This is a genomic window from Azospirillum formosense (assembly GCF_013340925.1).
In the GTDB taxonomy this organism is placed as follows: domain Bacteria; phylum Pseudomonadota; class Alphaproteobacteria; order Azospirillales; family Azospirillaceae; genus Azospirillum; species Azospirillum formosense.
The window spans coordinates 1-17,813 of sequence record NZ_WHOR01000111.1 but is presented as its reverse complement, the minus strand read 5'-3'; the positions used below and the strand labels follow the sequence as shown (position 1 = coordinate 17,813).

Sequence of the window (17,813 nt, the reverse complement as noted above, 5' to 3'; positions counted from 1 at the left end):
CGAGCTGTATATCGTCGACAGCGTCAGATGGGTATAAGAGGCAGGTGGGGTGGAGTTATGGTGGGGCCTCGTGGCAACACCTTCCTCCACCCTCCTCCAAATCCCGCAGGATCGGGCAATCCGGCCGCTCGTCGCCGTGGCAGGCGCGCGCCAGATGCTTGAGCGTGTCGCTCATCGCGCGCAGTTCGGCAATCTTGGCTTCCAGCTCCGCCACATGGTCGAGTGCCACCCGCTTCACCTCGGCGCTGGAGCGGCTGCGGTCCTGCCACAGCCCGACCAGGATCTGGATGCGCTCGATGCTGAAGCCCAGCGTCCGGGCGCGCTTGACGAAGCGCAGGATGTTCACGTCGCTGGACGAATAGACGCGGTAGCCCGCCGCCGTCCGCCCGGCCGCCGGGATCAGGCCGATCGATTCGTAGTAGCGGATCAGCTTGGCGTTGACGCCGGACGCCTTGGCCGCATCCCCGATGGTCATCCCGCCGGCGCTCATGGCTTCCACCCCCGCAGAGACAGGGCGTTCAGGACGACGCTGACCGAACTCAGCGCCATCGCCGCCCCGGCCAGCACCGGCCTGAGCAGGCCCGACGCCGCCAGCGGGATGCCCACCAGATTGTAGATGAAGGCCCAGAACAACCCCTGGCGGATCTTGGAATAGGTGCGCCGCGACACGTCGATGGAGCCGGCCACCAACGCCGGGTCGCCGCGCATCAGCGTGACCCCGGCGGTGTGCATCGCCACGTCGGTGCCGGTCGCCATGGCGATGCCGACGTCGGCGGCGGCCAGCGCCGGGGCGTCGTTGATGCCGTCGCCGACCATGCCGACGACCTTGCCCTCCGCCTTCAGCGCCGCCACCACATCGGCCTTGCCGTCCGGCAGCACCTCGGAGAAGACGCGGTCGATGCCCAGGTCGGCGGCCACCGCGCGGGCGGCCCCGGCACCGTCGCCGGTAACCATCACCGTCTCCACCCCCTGCGCCTTCAGGGAGCGGACGGCGGCGCGGGCGCCCTCCTTCACCGTGTCGCCGAAGGCGACGAGGCCCAGCACGCGGCGCTCCGGCGCCGTCTCGGCCAGCCAGGACAGGGTGCGGCCGGCGGATTCCAGCGCCGCCGCCCGCGCTTCCAGCGCCCCGTCGGACAGGCCGCTTTCCGCGATCAGCCGCTTGCTGCCCAGCAGCAGCGCGCGGCCCTCCACGCTGGCCGACACGCCCCGCCCGGCCAGCGCCTTGAAGCCCTCCGGAGCCGCCGCCGGGACGCCCCGTTCCGCCGCACGGTCGCGGACCGCGCGGGCCAGCGGGTGTTCGCTGCCGGATTGCATTGCCGCGGCCAACCGCAGCACCTCCGCCTCCTCGACGCCATCCGCCGGCACCAGATCGGTGACGCGGGGCTTGCCCTCGGTCAGCGTGCCGGTCTTGTCGAAGGCGACGGCGGTGATGGCGTGGGCGCGCTCCAGCGCCTCCGCGTCCTTGATGAGGATGCCGTGGCGGGCCGCCGCCCCGGTGCCGACCATGATGGCGGTCGGCGTGGCAAGGCCCAGCGCGCAGGGGCAGGCGATGACCAGAACCGACACCGCCGTGATGATCGCCGTCTCCGCGTTCCCCGTGCCGATCCACCAGCCGGCCAGCGTCACCGCGGCGATGCCCAGCACCACCGGCACGAAGACCGCCGCCACCTTGTCGACCAGCCGCTGGATCGGCGCCTTGGACGCCTGGGCGCCCTCGACCATGCGGACGATCTTGGCGAGCATCGTCTCGGCGCCCACCGCCACCGTCTCGACCAGCAACAGCCCGTCCACGTTGATGGAGCCGCCGGTGACGCGGGAGCCCGACGCCTTCTCCACCGGCAGGCTTTCGCCGGTCAGCATGGATTCGTCCACGCTGCCCGCCCCCTCCACCACGCGCCCGTCCACCGGGATTCGCTCGCCGGGGCGGACCGCCACACGGTCGCCGAGCCGCACCTGGGCGATGGGCAGGTCCACCTCCACGCCGTCGCGGCGGACGCGGGCGGTGTCGGGGCGAAGCTGCATCAGCGCGCGGATCGCCGCCGCCGTGCGGCCCTTGGCGCGGGCCTCCAGCCACTTGCCGAGCAGCACGAAGGTGATGAGCACCGCCGACGCTTCGAAATAGAGGTGCGGCGTGTGGCCCGGATGCGCCGTCAGCATCATGTAGACGCTGAGCCCCCAGGCCGCCGAGGTGCCGAGCGCCACCAGCAGATCCATGTTGCCGGACCCGGCGCGCGCCGCCATGAAGCCGGCCCGGTAGAAGCGCCAACCCAGCCAGAACTGCACCGGGGTCGCCAGCAGGAACTGCACCCAGGGCGGCAGCATCAGATTCAGCCCCAGCAGATCCCCCGCCATGCCGAGGACCAGCGGCGCCGACAGCGCGGCGGCGATCAGCACATGGTGGAGGTCCCGCCGGTTGCGGTCCTGCGCCGGGTCTTCCGCTGCCACGGCCGATTCGGCATCGGCGACGGGGGCGGCGGTGAAGCCGGTCAGTTCCACCGCCTCGGCCAGCCGGGCGGCGTCCACCGTTCCGGCATAGGCGGTGACGTGCGCCCGTTCCGTCGCGAGGTTCACCGCGGCACTTTCCACCCCCGGCACGCGCAGCAGCGCCTTTTCGACGCGCGCGACGCAGGAGGCGCAGGTCATCCCGCCGACGGTCAGGTCGAACTCCTGCCTCTGCGGTTCGAAGCCGACGTTCTCGATGGCCTCCGCCACCGCCCGCGGATCGGGATCGCCCGCGAAGGCGACCCGCGCCCGCTCGGTGGCGAGATTGACCGAGACGCCGGTGACGCCCGGCAGGCGCGACAGCGCCTTTTCCACGCGCCCCACGCAGGAGGCGCAGGTCATGCCGGAAATGCCGATGTCGAGGTCGGTGGTGGCGGACATGTTCGTCCTTTCTTCGTCGTCAACCGGCACCCCGGATAAGGCTTCCAATGACTGGAAGGTCAAGGGTGCCGAAAACCGTTACGCGACCGGAAGGCCGTCGGCCTCGAAGCCGGCCTTGTCCAGGGCCGTCCGCAGAGCGTCGGCGCTGGGCGTCCCGTCGACGCGGACGTCCTTCGAGTCCAAGTCGATCTGCACATCCTCGACCCCGGCGACGGCGCCGAGCGCGCGGCGGACGGAAGCGGCGCAGCCGCCGCAGGTCATGCCGGGAACCTTGAACGCAACCATGACGAACTCCTTCCCACGGGATGGTGTTGCCGTCAGCTTCCGCCTTCCAGCGATTGGAAGGTCAAGAGGAAATTCGCCGCCCCGATCATGGCCCCCATCACTGCCGTGGTACCGCCGGAACCAACCGCTCCGCCCGCGCATTCATGGGCCATGGACATCACCCGCCAGCGCAGCTTTCTCCATGACGAAGCGCAATTCGCCCGCGCTTTGGCCCGCGCGTCGGCGGGGGCGATCATCTTCGCCCTGCCTCTGCTGATGACCATGGAGATGTGGGAGCTGGGCTTCTACATGGACCGCTTCCGGCTGGCCCTGTTCATCCTGGTCACCCTGCCGGTGCTGTTCGGCCTGTCCTACTTCGCCGGGTTCGAGGAAACCTTCTGCTGGCAGGACGACCTGATCGACGCGCTGTCGGCCTTCGCCGTCGGCTTCCTGATGTCGGCGGTGCTGCTGACCGTCTTCGCCATCGTGCGCCTGGACCAGCCCTTGCCGGAAATCATCGGCAAGATCGCGCTCCAGTCCGTGCCGGCCAGCATCGGCGCCATGCTGGCGCGCAAGCAGCTCGGCCAGCAGGACGACAGCGATAAGGAGCGGCGCATCCGCTCCAGCTATCCGGGGGAACTGTTCCTGATGGGGGCGGGGGCGCTGTTCGTCGGCTTCAACGTCGCTCCGACCGAGGAGATGATCCTGATCTCCTACAAGATGTCGCCCTGGCACGCGGTGGCGCTGGCGGTGCTGTCGCTGGGGCTGCTGCACATCTTCGTCTATACGGTCGGCTTCGCCGGTCAGGAGAGCGCCGGGAACGACGGGTTCCTGTCCGTCTTCCTGCGCTTCTCGGTCGCCGGCTACGGCATCGCCCTGCTGATCAGCCTCTATCTTCTGTGGACCTTCGAGCGGATCGCCGGCCTGTCGATGATGGAGCTGGTGACCGCCACGGTGGTGCTGGGCTTCCCCAGCGCGCTGGGCGCCGCCACCGCCCGCCTGATCGTGTGACGGGAGGGACGCCGATGGCCGACATCCGGGAAAACGACATCACGTCGAGGGACGAGGACGGCAGCGCGTCGGTGTCGCGGCTGGCCTGGATCTCGTCGGGGCTGGGGCTCTTGCTGTTCCTGGGCTCGGTGGGCGTGCTGGGTTACGAGGGGATCACCCGCGGCAACGGCCCCCCGGCGATCACCGCCGTCGTGGAGGCGGTCGTTCCCGCCGGCCCGCGCTGGCTCGCCCACATCCGGCTCACCAACGATGGCGGCAAGACCGGCGCGAAGGTCCAGGTGGAGGGCCAACTGATGGCGGACGACGAGGCCTTGGAAACGTCCGTGGCCGAGTTCGACTATGTGCCCGCCGGTTCCGAACAGAAGGGCGGCCTGTTCTTCGACCGCGACCCGCGGGCGCACGCGCTGCGCCTGCGCGTGCTGGGCTATGTGGAGCCCTGAACCAAGCGGGGCCCCGCCCTGTTGTCCTTGGCACCGGCAACAGAGGACACCGACCCCGCGATGACCCGCCTGACCATCGACGAGGCGCAGCAGCGCATCCGCCTTTTCCTGACCGGCGACATGGTGGAGGCGCTGCGCGCCGTGGATTACGAATCCCCGCCGCTGGCCGACCAGCCGTCCGGCCTGACGCTGGAGGCGGCACGGCGGGCCGCGGTGCGCTTCAGCCACGTCGAAGGAGCGTCCGACTGCCTGTACCGCGTGGACGCCTTCGACGAATCGCTGGTGATGCGGCTGCAACTGAACGTCCGCCGCTTCGTGGCGATCTATCAGGTGCCGGTCGCCGATCCGGTGGCCAGCGCCACCATCTCCCCGCATTTCGAGCGCTGGGCCATCGGCGCCGGCCACGCCGGCTGGACCATCGGCTGGCGCGACGGCGCCGACCCCTGGCAGCCCGACCGGCGCGTGGTGGAAACCTACTGCTACGCCATGCTGCCGGAGGACTTCCTCGACAACCCGCTGGAGCAGCTCTACTGGCGCACCGACCTCGTGCAGATGACCCGCGCCTTCATGCTGGAGGCCCGCCGCATGGGCATCCGCCTGGACGCCCCGCAGGGGATGTGAAGGCCCCCACCCACCGGGGCAAGGGCCTTCCGCTCGTCAGGCCAGATCGAACAGCAGCACCTCGGCGCTGACCACGCCGTCCAGCGTCAGGGACTCCTCCTTGCTGATCGCGGCGCCGTCGCCTTCCTTCAGGATCTCGCCGTTCAGCCGGACCTGACCGCGGGCGACTTGCACCCAGGCGTGGCGGCCCGGACGCAGAACATGGGTCACGCTGTCGCCCTCGTCGAGAAGCGTGGCGTAGAGGTCCACGTCCTGGTGGATGACCACGCTGCCGTCGCGCCCGTCCTGGGAACCGACGAGCCGCAGGCGGCCCTGCTTCTCCTCCCGCTCGAAGGCCTTCTGCTCATAGCCGGGGACCATCCCCTCCTCGTTGGGCAGGATCCAGATTTGCAGGAAGTGCACCGGGTCCTTCTTGGACGCGTTGTACTCGCTGTGCCGGATGCCCGACCCGGCGCTCATCCGCTGCACGTCGCCGGGGCGGATGACCGAGCTGGTGCCCAGCGTGTCCTTGTGCTCCAGCGCGCCGTCCAGGACGTAGGACACGATTTCCATGTCGGCGTGCCCGTGGGTGGGGAAGCCGGCGCCAGGGATCACGCGGTCGTCGTTGATGACGCGCAGCGCGCGGAAGCCCATATGGGCCGGGTCGTAATAGTGGCCGAACGAGAAGCTGTGCTTGCTGTTCAGCCAGCCCATGTTGACGGCGCCCCGTTCGTCGCGGTTGCGGATCGTGATCATCTCTGCTCCTCCGGTTCCTTGGTGAGGCCCTGTGGCCCCTCGTCTGGAGAGGAATGTGCTCCCGTTTCCGCAAAACAACAATTGCCGGAGTTGCGGCTTATCTGTTCCCTGAGACGCAACAAACGGCTATGATGGCGGCTCCTCTCAACCAGCACCGCCGACCGCCATCATGCCCGCCATCATACCCGATGTTTCGCCCCTTCTCCTCGCCATGGACCTGACCGGGATCTTCATCTTCGGGCTGACGGGAGGGACGCTGGCCGTGCGGCACCGTCTGGACATCTTCGGCGTGATGGTGCTGGCGCTGGTCACGGCGCTGGCCGGCGGCGTGCTGCGCGACCTGCTGATCGGGGCGATCCCGCCGGCCACCATGCAGGACGAACGGTACCTGATCACGGCGCTGGCGTCGGGCCTGTTCGCCTTCTTCTTCCACCCCTTCATCAACCGGCTGGTCAAGCCGGTGATGGTGCTGGACGCGGCCGGCCTGGGCATCTTCGCGGTGGCCGGCTGCGGCAAGGCGCTGGCCTACGGGCTGGGCCCGCTGCCCGCGGTCCTGCTGGGCGTGCTGACCGCCTGCGGCGGCGGGCTGGTGCGCGACGTGCTGGTGGCCGAGGTGCCGCGCGTGCTGCGCGAGGAGATTTACGCGGTGGCCGCCCTGCTGGGCGCGGCGATCGTCATCGCCGGGGCCATGCTGGACCTGCCGAAGGCGCCGGTCGCCATCGCCGGCGCGGCGGCGGCCTTCCTGCTGCGGGTGGTCAGCGTGCTGCGCGGCTGGAGCGCGCCGCGCGCGCCCGGTTCATGACATTTGCGGTGAACAACCAAAGGCTTCGGCTGTTGGAAGGGGCATGAGCGACACCGTGACCGACAACCCGGCCATGAGCCGGTTCGAACTGGACGTGAACGGCCAGATGGTCTTCGCGACCTACCGCCGCCGCGGCACCATCCTGCACATCCCCTATGTGGAGGCGCCGCCATCCCTGCGCGGCACCGGAGCGGCCGGGCGCCTGCTGGAGGGGGTGATGGCCATCGCCCGCGCCGAGGGGCTGACCATCGTCCCGATCTGCGGCTACGCCGCCAACTGGATGCACCGCCACCGCGAGCATCACGACCTGCTGGCGCGGTAGGCCTTATGACGGTCCCTGCGGCCGTTGCCCGCCCTTCGCCGCAAACACCTCCTTGGCCGCGAACAGCCCGTTGAGAGCGGCCGGGAACCCCGCATAGACCGCCATCTGGATCAGAACCTCGACGATCTCGTCGCGGGTCAGCCCGACGTTCAATCCGGCCTCGATGTGCACCTTGAGCTGGGGTGCCGCGTTCCCCATGGCGGCGAGCGCCGCGATGGTGGCGATCTCGCGCGACCGCAGATCGAGTCCGGGCCGCGAATAGATGTCGCCGAAGGGAAATTCGAACACATAGGTCGCGAAGTCCGGCGCGATGTCGGCAAGCGCCGCCACCACCTTGTGGCCGGCCTCGCCGTCGATTTCGGCAAGCGCCCGTTGCCCGCGCTCAAGCCGGCTTTCTTCGACCCCGGATGCGATCTTGGACAGGTGCGTCATCGTCAGTCTTCCTCTGTTCCGTTTCGACGTAACCGTCGATCTTGGTATCGAGGACGAGAAGACAGGCGTTCAGTTCATCGACCCGGGCACGCACGCGCTCGCGGTGCTGCTCCAGCAACGCCCGCCGTTCCGCTTCGGTCCCGGCGCCCTCCTCACGCAGCGCCGCGTAGCGGAGCATGTCGCGGATCGGCATGCCGGTCGTCTTCAGACGGCCGAGAAACTCGATCCAGGTCAGGATCGAGGCGTCGTAATCGCGGTGGCGGGACTGGTTCCGGTCGGCATAGGGCAGCAGCCCGATCCGCTCATAATAGCGGATGGTGTGGGCCGTCAGTCCCGAGCGTTTCGCGAGGTCTCCGATCTTCATGCGCGTCTGCTTCTCATCACGATGCACAGGACGCTACGGGTTCGAGCGCGCTCTAAGTCAAGAGGGATTCCGCCGCCACCGCCGCCGACGCTTCACAGGCCGAGATAGGCCTGCTTCACCGCGGGGTCGGCCAGCAGTTCCTCTCCCGTGCCGGCCAGGACGACGCGCCCGTTCTCCAGCACATAGGCGCGCTGCGCCAGCTTCAGCGACGCGGCGACGTTCTGCTCCACCAGAATGATCGTCATGCCCTCGGCGGCCAGCGCGCGGATGGTGCGGAACAGCTCCTGCACCATGGTCGGGGAGAGGCCGAGCGACGGCTCGTCGAACATGATCAGGTCGGGCTTGCCCATCAGGCAGCGCCCGATGGCCAGCATCTGCTGCTCGCCGCCCGACAGGGTGCCGGCGGCCTGCTCCAGCCGCTCGTTCAGGCGGGGGAAGAGGGTCAGCACGCGCTCGAACGTGTCCTTCGCCCCGGCACGGGCGCGCGGGATGACGGCGCCCATCTCCAAATTCTCGCGGATGCTGAGCGTCGGGAAGATCTGCCGCCCCTCCGCCACCTGCCCGATGCCGAGGTCGCAGACGACATGGCTGGGTAGGCCGGCGATGTCCTTACCGCGGAAGCGGATGGTGCCGCGGGCCGGCTTCAGGATGCCGGAGATGGTGCGGATCAGCGAGGTCTTGCCCGCCCCGTTGGCCCCGACGATGGCGGTCGTCGTGCCCTCCGCCACCGCGATGGACACGCCGTCGAGCGCCTGGGCGTCGCCGTAGAAGAGGTCGAGGTCGGATACGGTCAGCATGCGGGGTCTTGCGTCGTGGCGGCCTTCATGGAGAGGGCCGCCACCTTAGCGCAGGCGCCGCCGGAACCGAACGGCTTTTACTTGAGGAAGAAGAGGATGCTCATCGCCAAGCCCACGGCGATGATGCCGGCGCGCAGGATGCGCGACGGGATTTTGCGCCCGACCCGCGCTCCGACATAACCCCCGGCCACCGCCGCCACGGTCATCAGCGCGGCATAGGACCACTCCACCGCCCCGCCGACCGCGTAGGCGGCGACCGCGATGGCCGTCAGCACGGCGGAGAACAGGTTCTTCAGCGCGTTCATGGCGTTCAGGTTGGTCATCCCGAACAGGCTCAGCTGCGCCAGCAGCAGGATGCCGAGGCCGCCGTTGAAATAGCCGCCATAGACCGACACCGCGAACAGCGTGGCGAGCATCGCCCCCGTCCCGTGCAGCCCGACCGCCCGCAGGCGGGCCGCCAGCATCCCGCCGAAGGCGAACAGCGCGGTGGCGACCAGCAGCAGCCAGGGCACGATGCTGCGGAACACCGAATCCGGGGTCACCAGCAGCAGCGCCGCCCCGATCAGCCCGCCGGTCAGGCTCACCACCGACAGCGTGACCAGCCCGACCCCGCCCACCGGCTCCAGGTCGTGGCGGTAGCCGTAGACGCCGCTGGCGTAGCCGGGCAGCAGCGCCACCGTGCCGGTGGCGTTCGCCGCCACCGGCGGGACCCCGGCGTAGATCAGAGCGGGAAGAGTGAGGAAGCTGCCGCCGCCGGCGACCGCGTTCATCGCCCCGGCCAGGAAGGCCGCGGCGAGCAGAAGAAGGGATGTCGTCACCATCGTTCGGATCGTTGTCTTTTCTTGTTGTTTGTTTATCCCCTCGCCCCTCTGGGGAGAGGGTTAGGGTGAGGGGGCGCCCGTAGGGCGTCCAAGCACTGGAATGAGAGAGCGTTGTCGGCCTGCGGCCGCCCCCTCATCCCATACCCTTCTCCCCAGAGGGGAGAAGGGCTCAACAACCTACCCTCTCCCCCGCAGCTCGCGCCGGATGATCTTGCCCGTGGTGGTCATCGGCAGGCTGTCGACGAACTCCACGGCGCGCGGGTATTCGTGGGCGGCCAGCCGCGTCTTCACATGGGCCTGGATCTCCGCCGCCAGTTCGTCGCTGGGGCGCACGCCATCCTGGAGGACGATGAAGGCCTTGACGATCTCGGTGCGCAGGGGGTCGGGCACGCCGACCACCGCAGCCATGCGGACGGCGGGGTGGCCGATCAGGCAGTCCTCGATCTCACCGGGGCCGATGCGGTAACCCGCCGACGTGATCACGTCGTCGTCCCGCCCGACAAATCGGATGTAGCCGTCCTCGTCCAGTTCGCCCTGGTCGCCGGTGACCAGCCAATCCCCGACGAACTTCGCGGCGGTGGCCTCCGGGTTGTTCCAGTATTGCAGGAACATCACCGGGTCCGGGCGGTGCACGGCGATCAGGCCGATCTCGCCGGGAGGAAGGCGGTTGCCCTGCCCGTCGATCACCGCAACGTCGTGGCCGGGCGCCGGACGGCCCATGACCCCTGGCTTGGGCGGCATGACCGTGGCGCAGGAGGACACGATCATGTTGCACTCGGTCTGGCCGTAGAACTCGTTGATGGTCAGCCCGAAGGTCTGGCGGCCCCAGTCGAGAAGCTCCGCCCCCAGCGTCTCGCCGCCGCTGGCGACGGAGCGCATGCGGTAGGCCCAGCGCGTCTGCGGGTCCTTGACCGCGCGCATCATCTTCAGCGCGGTCGGCGGCAGGAAGGCGTTGCGCACCTGGAAGTCGGCGATCAGGCGGAAGGCCTCCTCGGCGTCGAACTTCTCGAAGCGGTGGGAGACCACGGTCACGCCATGGTGCCAGGCGGGCATCAGCACGTCGAGCAGGCCGCCGATCCACGCCCAGTCCGCCGGGGTCCAGATGCGGTCGCCCGGCTGCGGGAACAGGTCGTGGGAAATCTCCACCCCCGGCAGATGGCCGAGCAGCACCCGGTGCGCGTGCAGCGCCCCCTTCGGCTGGCCGGTGGTGCCGGAGGTGTAGATGATCACCGCCGGGTCGTCGGCCGCCGTGTCCACCGGCGTGAAGTCCTCCGACGCGGCATCGACCAGCGCGTGCCAGTCCAACTCGCCCTCCCCGGCCTCGTCGATGCGCAGGACGAGCTTCAGTTCGGGCAGGCGGTCGCGGATCTGGGCGATCTTGGCCGCACCCACGGCGTCGGTCACCACCGCCCGCGCCCCGCAATTGCCCAGCCGGTATTCGAGAGCCTCCACCCCGAACAGCGAAAAGAGGGGGACGGCGACGCCGCCCATCTTGTAGACGGCGACGTGGCTGACCGCGGTTTCCGGCGCCTGGGGCAGCAGGATGCCCACCCGGTCGCCGCGCGCCACCCCATGGGCGGCCAGCGCGTTGGCGAGGCGATTCGACAGGCGGCGGATGTCGGCGAAGCTGTAGGTCTCCACCGCGCCGTCCCGGCGCTTGTGGATCAGGGCGGTGCGGTCCGGATCGCGCTCCGCCCACTTGTCGCAGACGTCCACGCCGATGTTGTAACGCTCCGGCACCGACCAGACGAAACGGTCGCGCAGGCCCTCGTAGCTGTCCGCTTCCGGCAGCATGCTTTTCCTCCCGACAGGTTCTTGCCGGCCGCTTGGACACGGCCATTTGGTCTCATCATAGGGGCAACGGCGGCGTTCCGTCACGCGGACGGAATAGTTTGCGGGGCTGCCATGTTCATGGACAAAGGGTTCATGAACACAGGTTCCGTTCCGTGGGGTTCGACATGAAGGCCAAGGGGATCGTTGCGGTTGTGTTGTCCGTGGGCCTGCTGGCCGGCTGCGCCAGCCCCTATGGCTATGGGTATGGCGGTGGGTATGGCGGCGGCGGGTACGGGGCCAGCTACGGCGGCGGCTACGCCCCCGGCTACGGCAACAAGACGGCGGCGGGCACGCTGCTCGGCGGCGTGGCCGGCGGCCTCGCCGGGTCGCGCTTCGGCGGCGGCACGGGCAAGCTGGTGGCGGTCGGCATCGGCACGCTGCTCGGCGCCGCGCTGGGCAACGCCGCCGGCCAATCGATGGACCGCGCCGACCTGATGTACGCGCAGCAGGCGGCGGGGCAGGCCTACATGGCGCCGACCGGCGCGACCGTGCAGTGGAACAACCCGCAGACCGGCAACTGGGGGAGCTACACCCCGACCCGCGACGGCACCGGCCCCTATGGCGAGCCGTGCCGTGAGTTCCAGACCAGCATCGTGGTCGGCGGGCAGCTCCAGCAGGGCTACGGCACCGCCTGCCGCCAAGCGGACGGAAGCTGGCGCATGGTGAGCTGAGGCGGCCCCTTCGACCATGCGCCTTCAACCAGGCGGGGAAATGCTCTAGACAGTCGGGCATGGCGACGATCAAGGACGTGCTGGCCGCGGCGCTGGCCCATCATCAGGCCGGCCGGCTGGCGCAGGCCGCCGCCGGCTATCAGGCCATCCTCGACACGCTGCCCAACCATCCCGACGCGCTGCATCTGCTGGGCGTCGTCTATCTCCAGGCCGGGCACCCGGCGGAGGCCGAGTCGCGCATCCGCGCCGCCCTCCGAGCCGACGCGACCGTCGCCGACTATCACGACAATCTCGGCAGCGCGCTGCGCGCGCTGGAGCGCGCCGCGGAGGCGGCGGACGCCCACCGCGCGGCGATCCGCCTGCGCCCGGCCTTCGCGCAGGCCCATTACAACCTCGGCAACGCGCTGGACCGGCTGGGCCGGCTGGAGGAGGCCGCGGACGCCTACCGGCAGGCCGCCGCGCTGCGCCCCGGCTACGCGCGGGCGCGCTTCAACCTCGGCAACACGCTGACGGCGCTCGGCCGGCTGGCCGAGGCGGACGACGCCTTCCGCGCCGCGCTGGCCGACGATCCCGGATTCGGAGAGGCGCACGCCAACCGGGCCTCGCTGATGTTGCAACGCGGCCGGGCGGCGGAGGCGGAGCGGGCCTTGCGCCGCGCGCTGGCGCTGCGCCCCGACCACGCCACGGCGCTCGCCAACCTGTCCGCCGCCTTGCTGGCCCTCGACGCCCCCGCCGACGCCGAACGGGCGGCCCGCCGCGCCGAGCATGTGCGCCCGGACTTCGCGGAGGCCGCGCTGCGCCGGGGCGACGCGCTGCAAAAGCGCATCCGTCTGGCCGAGGCCGCCCGCGCCTACGCCCGGGCCGCCGCGCTGTGTCCCGATCTGGCGGAGGCTTACGCGAACCTCGCGCTGGTCCGCCAGACGCAGGGCGACCTGGATGCCGCCGAGGCCGGCTACCGCCGCGCGCTGGCGCTGCGGCCCGATCTGGCCGAGGTGCGCTCCAACCTCGCCTATCTGGCACTGTTCCGGCCCGGCGTGACGCTGGCCCGCGTGCTGGAGGCGCACCGTGGCTGGGACGCCGTGCACGGCGCGCCGTTGCGCGCCGCATGGGCACCCCGCGCCCCGGCGGTTCGGGACGACTCCCGTCCGCTGCGCGTCGGCATCCTGTCCGGCGACTTCCGCCGCCACCCGGCGGGGCAGTTCGCGGTGCGGGCGGTGGAGGCGATGCCGGATTTCGGCGTCGAACTGACCCTCTACGCCAACCAGTTGGAAGCGGACGACCTGACCGACCGCTTCCGCGCCGCGGCGGCGCGCTGGGTGCCGGTCGCCGACCGGACCGACGCTGAACTTGCAACATTGATCCGCAACGACCGGCTGGACGCGCTGATCGACCTCGCCGGGCACAACGCCCGCGGGCGGCTGGGCGTCTTCGCGCGCAAGCCGGCGCCGGTGCAGGTGGCGTGGTCCGGCTACATGGCGACCACCGGGCTCGCCGCCATGGACGCGCTGGTCGCCGACGCCCACCATGTGCCGGAGGGGGCGGAGCGCTTCTACGGCGAGCGCGTCCTGCGCATGCCCGGCGCCTTCATCGCCTACGACCCGCCGCCGGACGCGCCGGAGCCCGGACCGCCGCCCTGCCTGACCGGCCAGCCCGTCACCTTCGGCGCCTTCAACATCCTGACCAAGCTGACCGACGAGGTTCTCGCCACCTGGGCCGCCCTGCTCGCCCGGGTGCCCGAGTCGCGCCTGCTGCTGAAGACCAAGGCCCTGTCCTGCCCCGAGACCGCCGCCCAGTGGCGCGGACGGCTGGCCGCGGCGGGGATCGCGCCGGAGCGGCTGATCCTGGCCGGGGCGACCGGCAGCCGGGAGCATATGGGCTGGTGCGCCCGCGTCGATGTGGCGCTGGACCCCTTCCCCTTCGCCGGCAGCACGACGACTCTGGAGACGCTGTGGATGGGCGTGCCGGTCGTCACCCTGCCCGGCGAGACCTTCTCCAGCCGCCATTCCCTGGCTTTCCTGAGCGTGGCGGGGGTGGAGGGCTGCGTCGCCCGCGACCCGGCGGAGTATGTGGATCGCGCCGCCGGCTGGGCCGCCGACCCGGCGCGGCTGGCCGAACTGCGCCGCACCCTGCGCCCGCGCATGGCGGCCGGACCGCTCTGCGACGGGCGGCGCTTGGCCGAGGCGCTGGCGTCTTCCCTGCGTGATTTGACCCAGAGCCTCTAGCCTTTCCGGATAGGACAACCCCAAATCCAAAATTTGGGGTTGTTTCGACACTTATTTTTCGTCACACGTTGTATATCAGATTCATCAAGGGTCGCGACGCCCAGGGGGTCCTGGATGCTGAACCTTTCGGCTGTCCGCACGGCCATTGAGGATGTGGAGCAAGCCATCGCAGCGACGCTGGCGCCCGAAGCGCTGACCGCCAAGACGGTGGCCGCCAACCGGCGGGCGTTGGCACGCCTCTACACGGCCTATGCCCAGGGACTTCTCAAGCGGCACGGCATCGCCGTGGACCTGGACGACATCTGCGGGCAATGCTGCCGCGATTGCCCGGACGGACGTTGCGCCCGGCTTCCCTGCTGAGTCACTTTTCCCCGATGAAGCGGACCCAGGGGAAGTCCAGAATGTCGAACCAGCGCACTCTCAGCCCCTCCCCCCGCCGTTCCAGCGCGTCGAGCACCGCGAAGGGCGCGGCCTGATCCAGCATCCAGAATCCGCGCCCATTCCGCAGAAACGCCCCGATGTAGGCCGCGGTCGAAGCGAGGAAGGCACGCCCCCGCGGAGTCGGCTGGAACGCCGCGAAGCAGACGGTGATCTCCCGGGTCGGGCCGCGCCAGCGGGCATCGCGCAGCAGCCCGACGTCGGCACCGTCCAGCAACGCCGCCACCGCCCCCAAGTCCCCGTCCAGCGTGCAATCGGCGTCCAGATGCAGCAGGGGCCGCCCCCAGCGCACCATGAGCTGGTGCCAGCGCAGGAAACGGACGCAGGCGTAGTAGGTGGTCCGCCGGTGGTCGTCCCAGCCCGTGAAGTCCACCTCTTCCCGGCTGTAGCTCAGACGCAAGCGCTCCCGCCGCCGAGCGAGGTCGGCCAGGGTCTCCGGCGAAGGGTTCACCACATGGACATGGACGGCCGCGCCGCCGCCCGCCCCCTCCACCGAATCGAGCAGGCCCGTGGCGAAGCGCCGGTAATAGCCATCGTCGCAGGACACCGCCAGCACCGGCCCGCTCCCGGCGGGCGGCGCGGCCAGCAGGTCCAGCGGCGGGAAGGAGTCCTGCAGGGTGTCGGCGTCGGGAAGCCCGTCCAGCCCCCGCCGTCCAGCCCGAACCATCGACCACAGGCGCAGTTCGAAATCCGCCTCCACCTCGGACGGCGTAAAGCGCCGGGAGACGCGCCGCATGAGGGGGGCGGCAAGGTCCGCCCCCCCCCGCCGGTAGAAGCGGTAGGCGACCACCGCCGCCGCCCGCGTGTCGCGCGGAGTCCGGCGCAGGACCGTCAGGGCGGTGCGGGCGGCGCGGTCCAACAACCATTCCGGCGCTTGCCCGGCCTGGACAAGCGCCAGCGCCGCCCCGATCAGCGCATCCGCCGCCGCCCCATGCTGCGGATCGATGGCCAGCGCGTGGCCTAGGGCACGCCCCGCGCGCTCCACCAACTCCGGGTCGAGGCGCCGGGCGTGCGACAGCGGGCGGTCCAGACCGGCGTCGGCGAGCGCGCTCACCGCGGCGTTGTGGAGCGCGTCGGGATGGGAAGGCGCCAGGGCCACCGCCTGCCGGCGCAACCGCGCCGCATCCTCCGTCCGGCCCAGCGCCGCCAGGGCGTTGGCGCGGTTGATGCGCGCCTCGGCGAAGTCGGGCAGCCGGGCCAGCGCCCGGGCGAAGGCCGCCGCGGCACCCGCCGCGTCCCCGCGCTCCAGCCGCAGCGTACCCAGCGTGAAGGCGGCCTGGACATCCGCGGGGTCGAGCGCCGCCGTGCGGGCGAAGGCGCGCTCCGCCTTCTCGGACTGCCCCGCCGCGCGCAGGCTCCGCGCCAGATTGCCGAGGAAATCGGCGTCGCCGGGCCGCAGCGCCACGGCACGGCGCAGCAGCGGCAGGGCCGCGACCGGACGGCCGCTCTGGCTTTCCAGGACACCCAGCAGGTGAAGCGCGTCGGGATGGCCCGGCTGGCCGCGCAGGATGCTATGATAAAGGGGCCGGGCCGCGTCCAGCCGGCCCGCCTGATGGTGGCCGACCGCGGCGGCCAGGGCATCCCGAAGTGTCACCATGCCGCCTGTCTACACGCGCCGCCGGGCCGGAGTCCATGCGGCGCAACGGTCGGGCACATTCCCAAGGAGAGACCATGGCCGACCGGCCGCTCGTCAGCATCATTACGCCAAGCTGGGGACGGGAGGACGTTCTGCCGCTGTGCCACGCCCGCGTCCTGTCCCAGACCGTTCCCGACATCGAATGGCTGGTGTTCGATGACAGCCCGCGCCCGTCCGCCTATCTCCAGCCGCTCGCCGGGCCGCGGCTGAAGTATTTCTATGCGCCGCGCCGCTACGCCATCGGGGAGAAGCGCAACATCCTGGCCGAGCACGCGCGCGGCGCGATCATCGTCCATTTCGACGACGACGACTTCTACGCCCCCCACTATGTGGAGAGGCTGCTCGGCTGGCTGGAGGCGGGGCACGACGCGGTGACCCTGTCCGGCTGGTTCCTGCACAGCGCGATTCACCGCAGCTTCGGCTACTGGGACACGGCGCGCGGCGGCTCGCACCATCGCTGGGGCCGGACGACCCGGTCCTACGTCGAGGCGCCGGAGACGCCGCCCTCCGACGACAATCGGCTGGGCTACGGCTTTTCCTATGCCTACCGGCGGTCGGGGTGGGAGGCGGGGCGCTTCCCGCCGGTCAACGCTTGCGAAGACGCGCCGTTCATGAAGAGCGCGCGGGAGCGCTTCCGTGTCGCCGCCTTTCCGGACGCCGAAGGGCTGTGCCTGCACACCCTGCACGCCCGCAGCACCAGCCTGTGCCTGCCGCAGTACGAACTGCCGCCCCTGCTGCTGGAGCGCCTGTTCGGACCGGAGATCGCGGCTTACACCGGGGGTGGAGAGGGTCAGACCTGAACGTCGAGATACATGCCGCGGCGGTAATTGCGCGGCAGCGTCAGGATGCCGTTCACCAGAAGGCTGGCCAGTTCGCGGACGCTGGGAATGCGCTGACGCCCGCCGCCAACCTGCTCCGCCCGGTTGCGGACGCCGACCGCAGCCGGCGACGCGACGCGCCCGCCCCCGACCTCGGAGCGGATCGGTTCGTTGGAGCGGTCACCGGTGCGTCGCGTTTCAACCATGCCCGATATGTACCGCAAAGGCCGCCCCACCGGCAAGGCGGAGCCGGCGCGGTCCATCCGTTGTCGCGGGAGGTGATGGCTCCGTTCCCGTTCGCCCCTTCGCTTGACAAACTGTTATATCAGCGGTAACCGATACGTCTCTAAACCTTACGGTTTGGATGGGTATGGGCGGTTCGGAGCGTCGGAGGGAAGTTCATAACAATAAGCGCCCCGACCCGCCTTTCCTCTTTCGGCGCAGTTCCCTACCGCAGCCACGCGGTCAGCGCCGTCAGCGCGCTCAGCACCAGCACGTAGAGCGCCAGATCGAACAGCGGTGGGTGCCAGACCCATCCGTAGAACCCCACCGCCCGCAGGCCGCGCCGCAGCAGGCCCGAGACGAACCAGGCCGCGATGGCCAGGATCAGCAGTGGCGGGATGAACAGCCCATAGATTGTCACCTATCTCATATCTACACCTGCCGCGGCCGACGCGTGGTGTATTTCTGCTATCGGCCGGTG

Annotated in this window: 21 protein-coding genes; 9 read left to right on the top strand and 12 right to left on the bottom strand. The window is 70.3% G+C overall.

Annotated features, from left to right (window positions below; translation table 11 throughout):
- Nucleotides 1-55: 55 nt before the first annotated feature.
- The 3 genes from cueR to GBZ26_RS15710 all read right to left on the bottom strand — a co-directional run bounded on the left by cueR (nt 56) and on the right by GBZ26_RS15710 (nt 3,168).
- A complete protein-coding gene (cueR, locus tag GBZ26_RS15720; protein WP_425514935.1) occupies nt 56-490 on the bottom strand; it encodes a Cu(I)-responsive transcriptional regulator in 435 nt (144 codons plus the stop codon).
- Entirely contained in the window at nt 487-2,883 is a 2,397-nt protein-coding gene (locus GBZ26_RS15715; RefSeq protein ID WP_174439646.1) for a heavy metal translocating P-type ATPase, read from the bottom strand. Before GBZ26_RS15715 ends, cueR begins: the two co-directional genes overlap by 4 nt.
- 78 nt (nt 2,884-2,961) lie before the next feature.
- A complete protein-coding gene (locus GBZ26_RS15710; protein WP_174439645.1) occupies nt 2,962-3,168 on the bottom strand; it encodes a heavy-metal-associated domain-containing protein in 207 nt (68 codons plus the stop codon).
- Nucleotides 3,169-3,318: 150 nt separating this feature from the next.
- Here GBZ26_RS15710 and GBZ26_RS15705 point away from each other — a divergent pair, with 150 nt between their 5' ends.
- From GBZ26_RS15705 to GBZ26_RS15695, 3 genes are read left to right on the top strand one after another with little or no spacing between them, the layout of a single operon-like run.
- A complete protein-coding gene (locus tag GBZ26_RS15705) occupies nt 3,319-4,158 on the top strand; it encodes a TIGR02587 family membrane protein (RefSeq protein WP_174439644.1) in 840 nt (279 codons plus the stop codon).
- A gap of 14 nt (nt 4,159-4,172) precedes the next feature.
- Nucleotides 4,173-4,598 (top strand): hypothetical protein, encoded by a 426-nt coding sequence (locus GBZ26_RS15700; RefSeq protein ID WP_174439643.1) that lies wholly within the window; start codon nt 4,173-4,175, stop codon nt 4,596-4,598.
- A 60-nt stretch (nt 4,599-4,658) separates the two neighbouring features.
- Nucleotides 4,659-5,219 (top strand): hypothetical protein, encoded by a 561-nt coding sequence (locus GBZ26_RS15695; RefSeq protein ID WP_174439642.1) that lies wholly within the window; start codon nt 4,659-4,661, stop codon nt 5,217-5,219.
- Between the two features lie 36 nt (nt 5,220-5,255).
- On the opposite strand, the gene GBZ26_RS15690 is transcribed toward GBZ26_RS15695, so the two are convergent.
- On the bottom strand, nt 5,256-5,954 hold the full coding sequence (locus tag GBZ26_RS15690) for a pirin family protein (protein ID WP_174439641.1): 699 nt from the start codon (nt 5,952-5,954) through the stop codon (nt 5,256-5,258).
- Nucleotides 5,955-6,123: 169 nt separating this feature from the next.
- On the opposite strand from GBZ26_RS15690, the gene GBZ26_RS15685 reads away from it, so the two are divergent.
- Together GBZ26_RS15685 and GBZ26_RS15680 are read left to right on the top strand one after the other, a co-directional pair.
- Nucleotides 6,124-6,756, top strand: coding sequence for a trimeric intracellular cation channel family protein (locus GBZ26_RS15685; RefSeq protein ID WP_035678407.1), 633 nt, complete (start codon nt 6,124-6,126; stop codon nt 6,754-6,756).
- Nucleotides 6,757-6,799: 43 nt separating this feature from the next.
- Entirely contained in the window at nt 6,800-7,078 is a 279-nt protein-coding gene (locus GBZ26_RS15680; protein WP_174439640.1) for a GNAT family N-acetyltransferase, read from the top strand.
- Between the two features lie 3 nt (nt 7,079-7,081).
- On the opposite strand, the gene GBZ26_RS15675 is transcribed toward GBZ26_RS15680, so the two are convergent.
- The 5 genes from GBZ26_RS15675 to GBZ26_RS15655 all read right to left on the bottom strand — a co-directional run bounded on the left by GBZ26_RS15675 (nt 7,082) and on the right by GBZ26_RS15655 (nt 11,286).
- On the bottom strand, nt 7,082-7,510 hold the full coding sequence (locus tag GBZ26_RS15675; protein WP_174439639.1) for a carboxymuconolactone decarboxylase family protein: 429 nt from the start codon (nt 7,508-7,510) through the stop codon (nt 7,082-7,084).
- On the bottom strand, nt 7,461-7,874 hold the full coding sequence (locus tag GBZ26_RS15670) for a MerR family transcriptional regulator (protein WP_035678404.1): 414 nt from the start codon (nt 7,872-7,874) through the stop codon (nt 7,461-7,463). Before GBZ26_RS15670 ends, GBZ26_RS15675 begins: the two co-directional genes overlap by 50 nt.
- 92 nt (nt 7,875-7,966) lie before the next feature.
- Complete coding sequence (locus GBZ26_RS15665) at nt 7,967-8,671, bottom strand: ABC transporter ATP-binding protein (protein WP_174439638.1); 705 nt, start codon at nt 8,669-8,671, stop codon at nt 7,967-7,969.
- A 77-nt stretch (nt 8,672-8,748) separates the two neighbouring features.
- Nucleotides 8,749-9,492, bottom strand: a complete 744-nt coding sequence (locus GBZ26_RS15660) for a sulfite exporter TauE/SafE family protein (protein ID WP_174439637.1) — start codon at nt 9,490-9,492, stop codon at nt 8,749-8,751.
- 177 nt (nt 9,493-9,669) lie between these two features.
- Nucleotides 9,670-11,286: an acyl-CoA synthetase gene (locus GBZ26_RS15655; protein ID WP_174439636.1), complete on the bottom strand. Its 1,617-nt coding sequence runs from the start codon at nt 11,284-11,286 to the stop codon at nt 9,670-9,672.
- 152 nt (nt 11,287-11,438) lie between these two features.
- Here GBZ26_RS15655 and GBZ26_RS15650 point away from each other — a divergent pair, with 152 nt between their 5' ends.
- The 3 genes from GBZ26_RS15650 (at nt 11,439) to GBZ26_RS15640 (ending at nt 14,578) form a co-directional block, all read left to right on the top strand.
- The gene (locus tag GBZ26_RS15650; protein ID WP_174439635.1) at nt 11,439-11,996 is read left to right on the top strand and encodes an RT0821/Lpp0805 family surface protein; all 558 of its coding nucleotides are present in this window, start codon (nt 11,439-11,441) and stop codon (nt 11,994-11,996) included.
- Between the two features lie 59 nt (nt 11,997-12,055).
- Nucleotides 12,056-14,218 (top strand): tetratricopeptide repeat protein, encoded by a 2,163-nt coding sequence (locus tag GBZ26_RS15645; RefSeq protein ID WP_174439634.1) that lies wholly within the window; start codon nt 12,056-12,058, stop codon nt 14,216-14,218.
- 114 nt (nt 14,219-14,332) lie between these two features.
- A complete protein-coding gene (locus GBZ26_RS15640) occupies nt 14,333-14,578 on the top strand; it encodes a hypothetical protein (RefSeq protein WP_174439633.1) in 246 nt (81 codons plus the stop codon).
- 1 nt (nt 14,579) lies between these two features.
- Here GBZ26_RS15640 and GBZ26_RS15635 read toward each other — a convergent pair whose 3' ends face one another.
- Nucleotides 14,580-16,253 carry a tetratricopeptide repeat protein gene (locus tag GBZ26_RS15635; protein WP_174439632.1) on the bottom strand — a complete coding sequence of 558 codons (1,674 nt, stop codon included), beginning with the start codon at nt 16,251-16,253 and terminating at the stop codon, nt 14,580-14,582.
- Nucleotides 16,254-16,327: 74 nt separating this feature from the next.
- Between GBZ26_RS15635 and GBZ26_RS15630 the strand changes: the two genes are divergently transcribed.
- Entirely contained in the window at nt 16,328-17,092 is a 765-nt protein-coding gene (locus GBZ26_RS15630) for a glycosyltransferase family 2 protein (RefSeq protein ID WP_174439631.1), read from the top strand.
- Here the strand turns inward: GBZ26_RS15630 and GBZ26_RS15625 are convergent.
- A complete protein-coding gene (locus GBZ26_RS15625) occupies nt 17,083-17,316 on the bottom strand; it encodes a hypothetical protein (protein ID WP_174439630.1) in 234 nt (77 codons plus the stop codon). The genes GBZ26_RS15630 and GBZ26_RS15625 overlap by 10 nt on opposite strands.
- A 242-nt stretch (nt 17,317-17,558) precedes the next feature.
- A complete protein-coding gene (locus tag GBZ26_RS15620; protein WP_174439629.1) occupies nt 17,559-17,753 on the bottom strand; it encodes a DUF1656 domain-containing protein in 195 nt (64 codons plus the stop codon).
- Nucleotides 17,754-17,813: the final 60 nt, after the last annotated feature.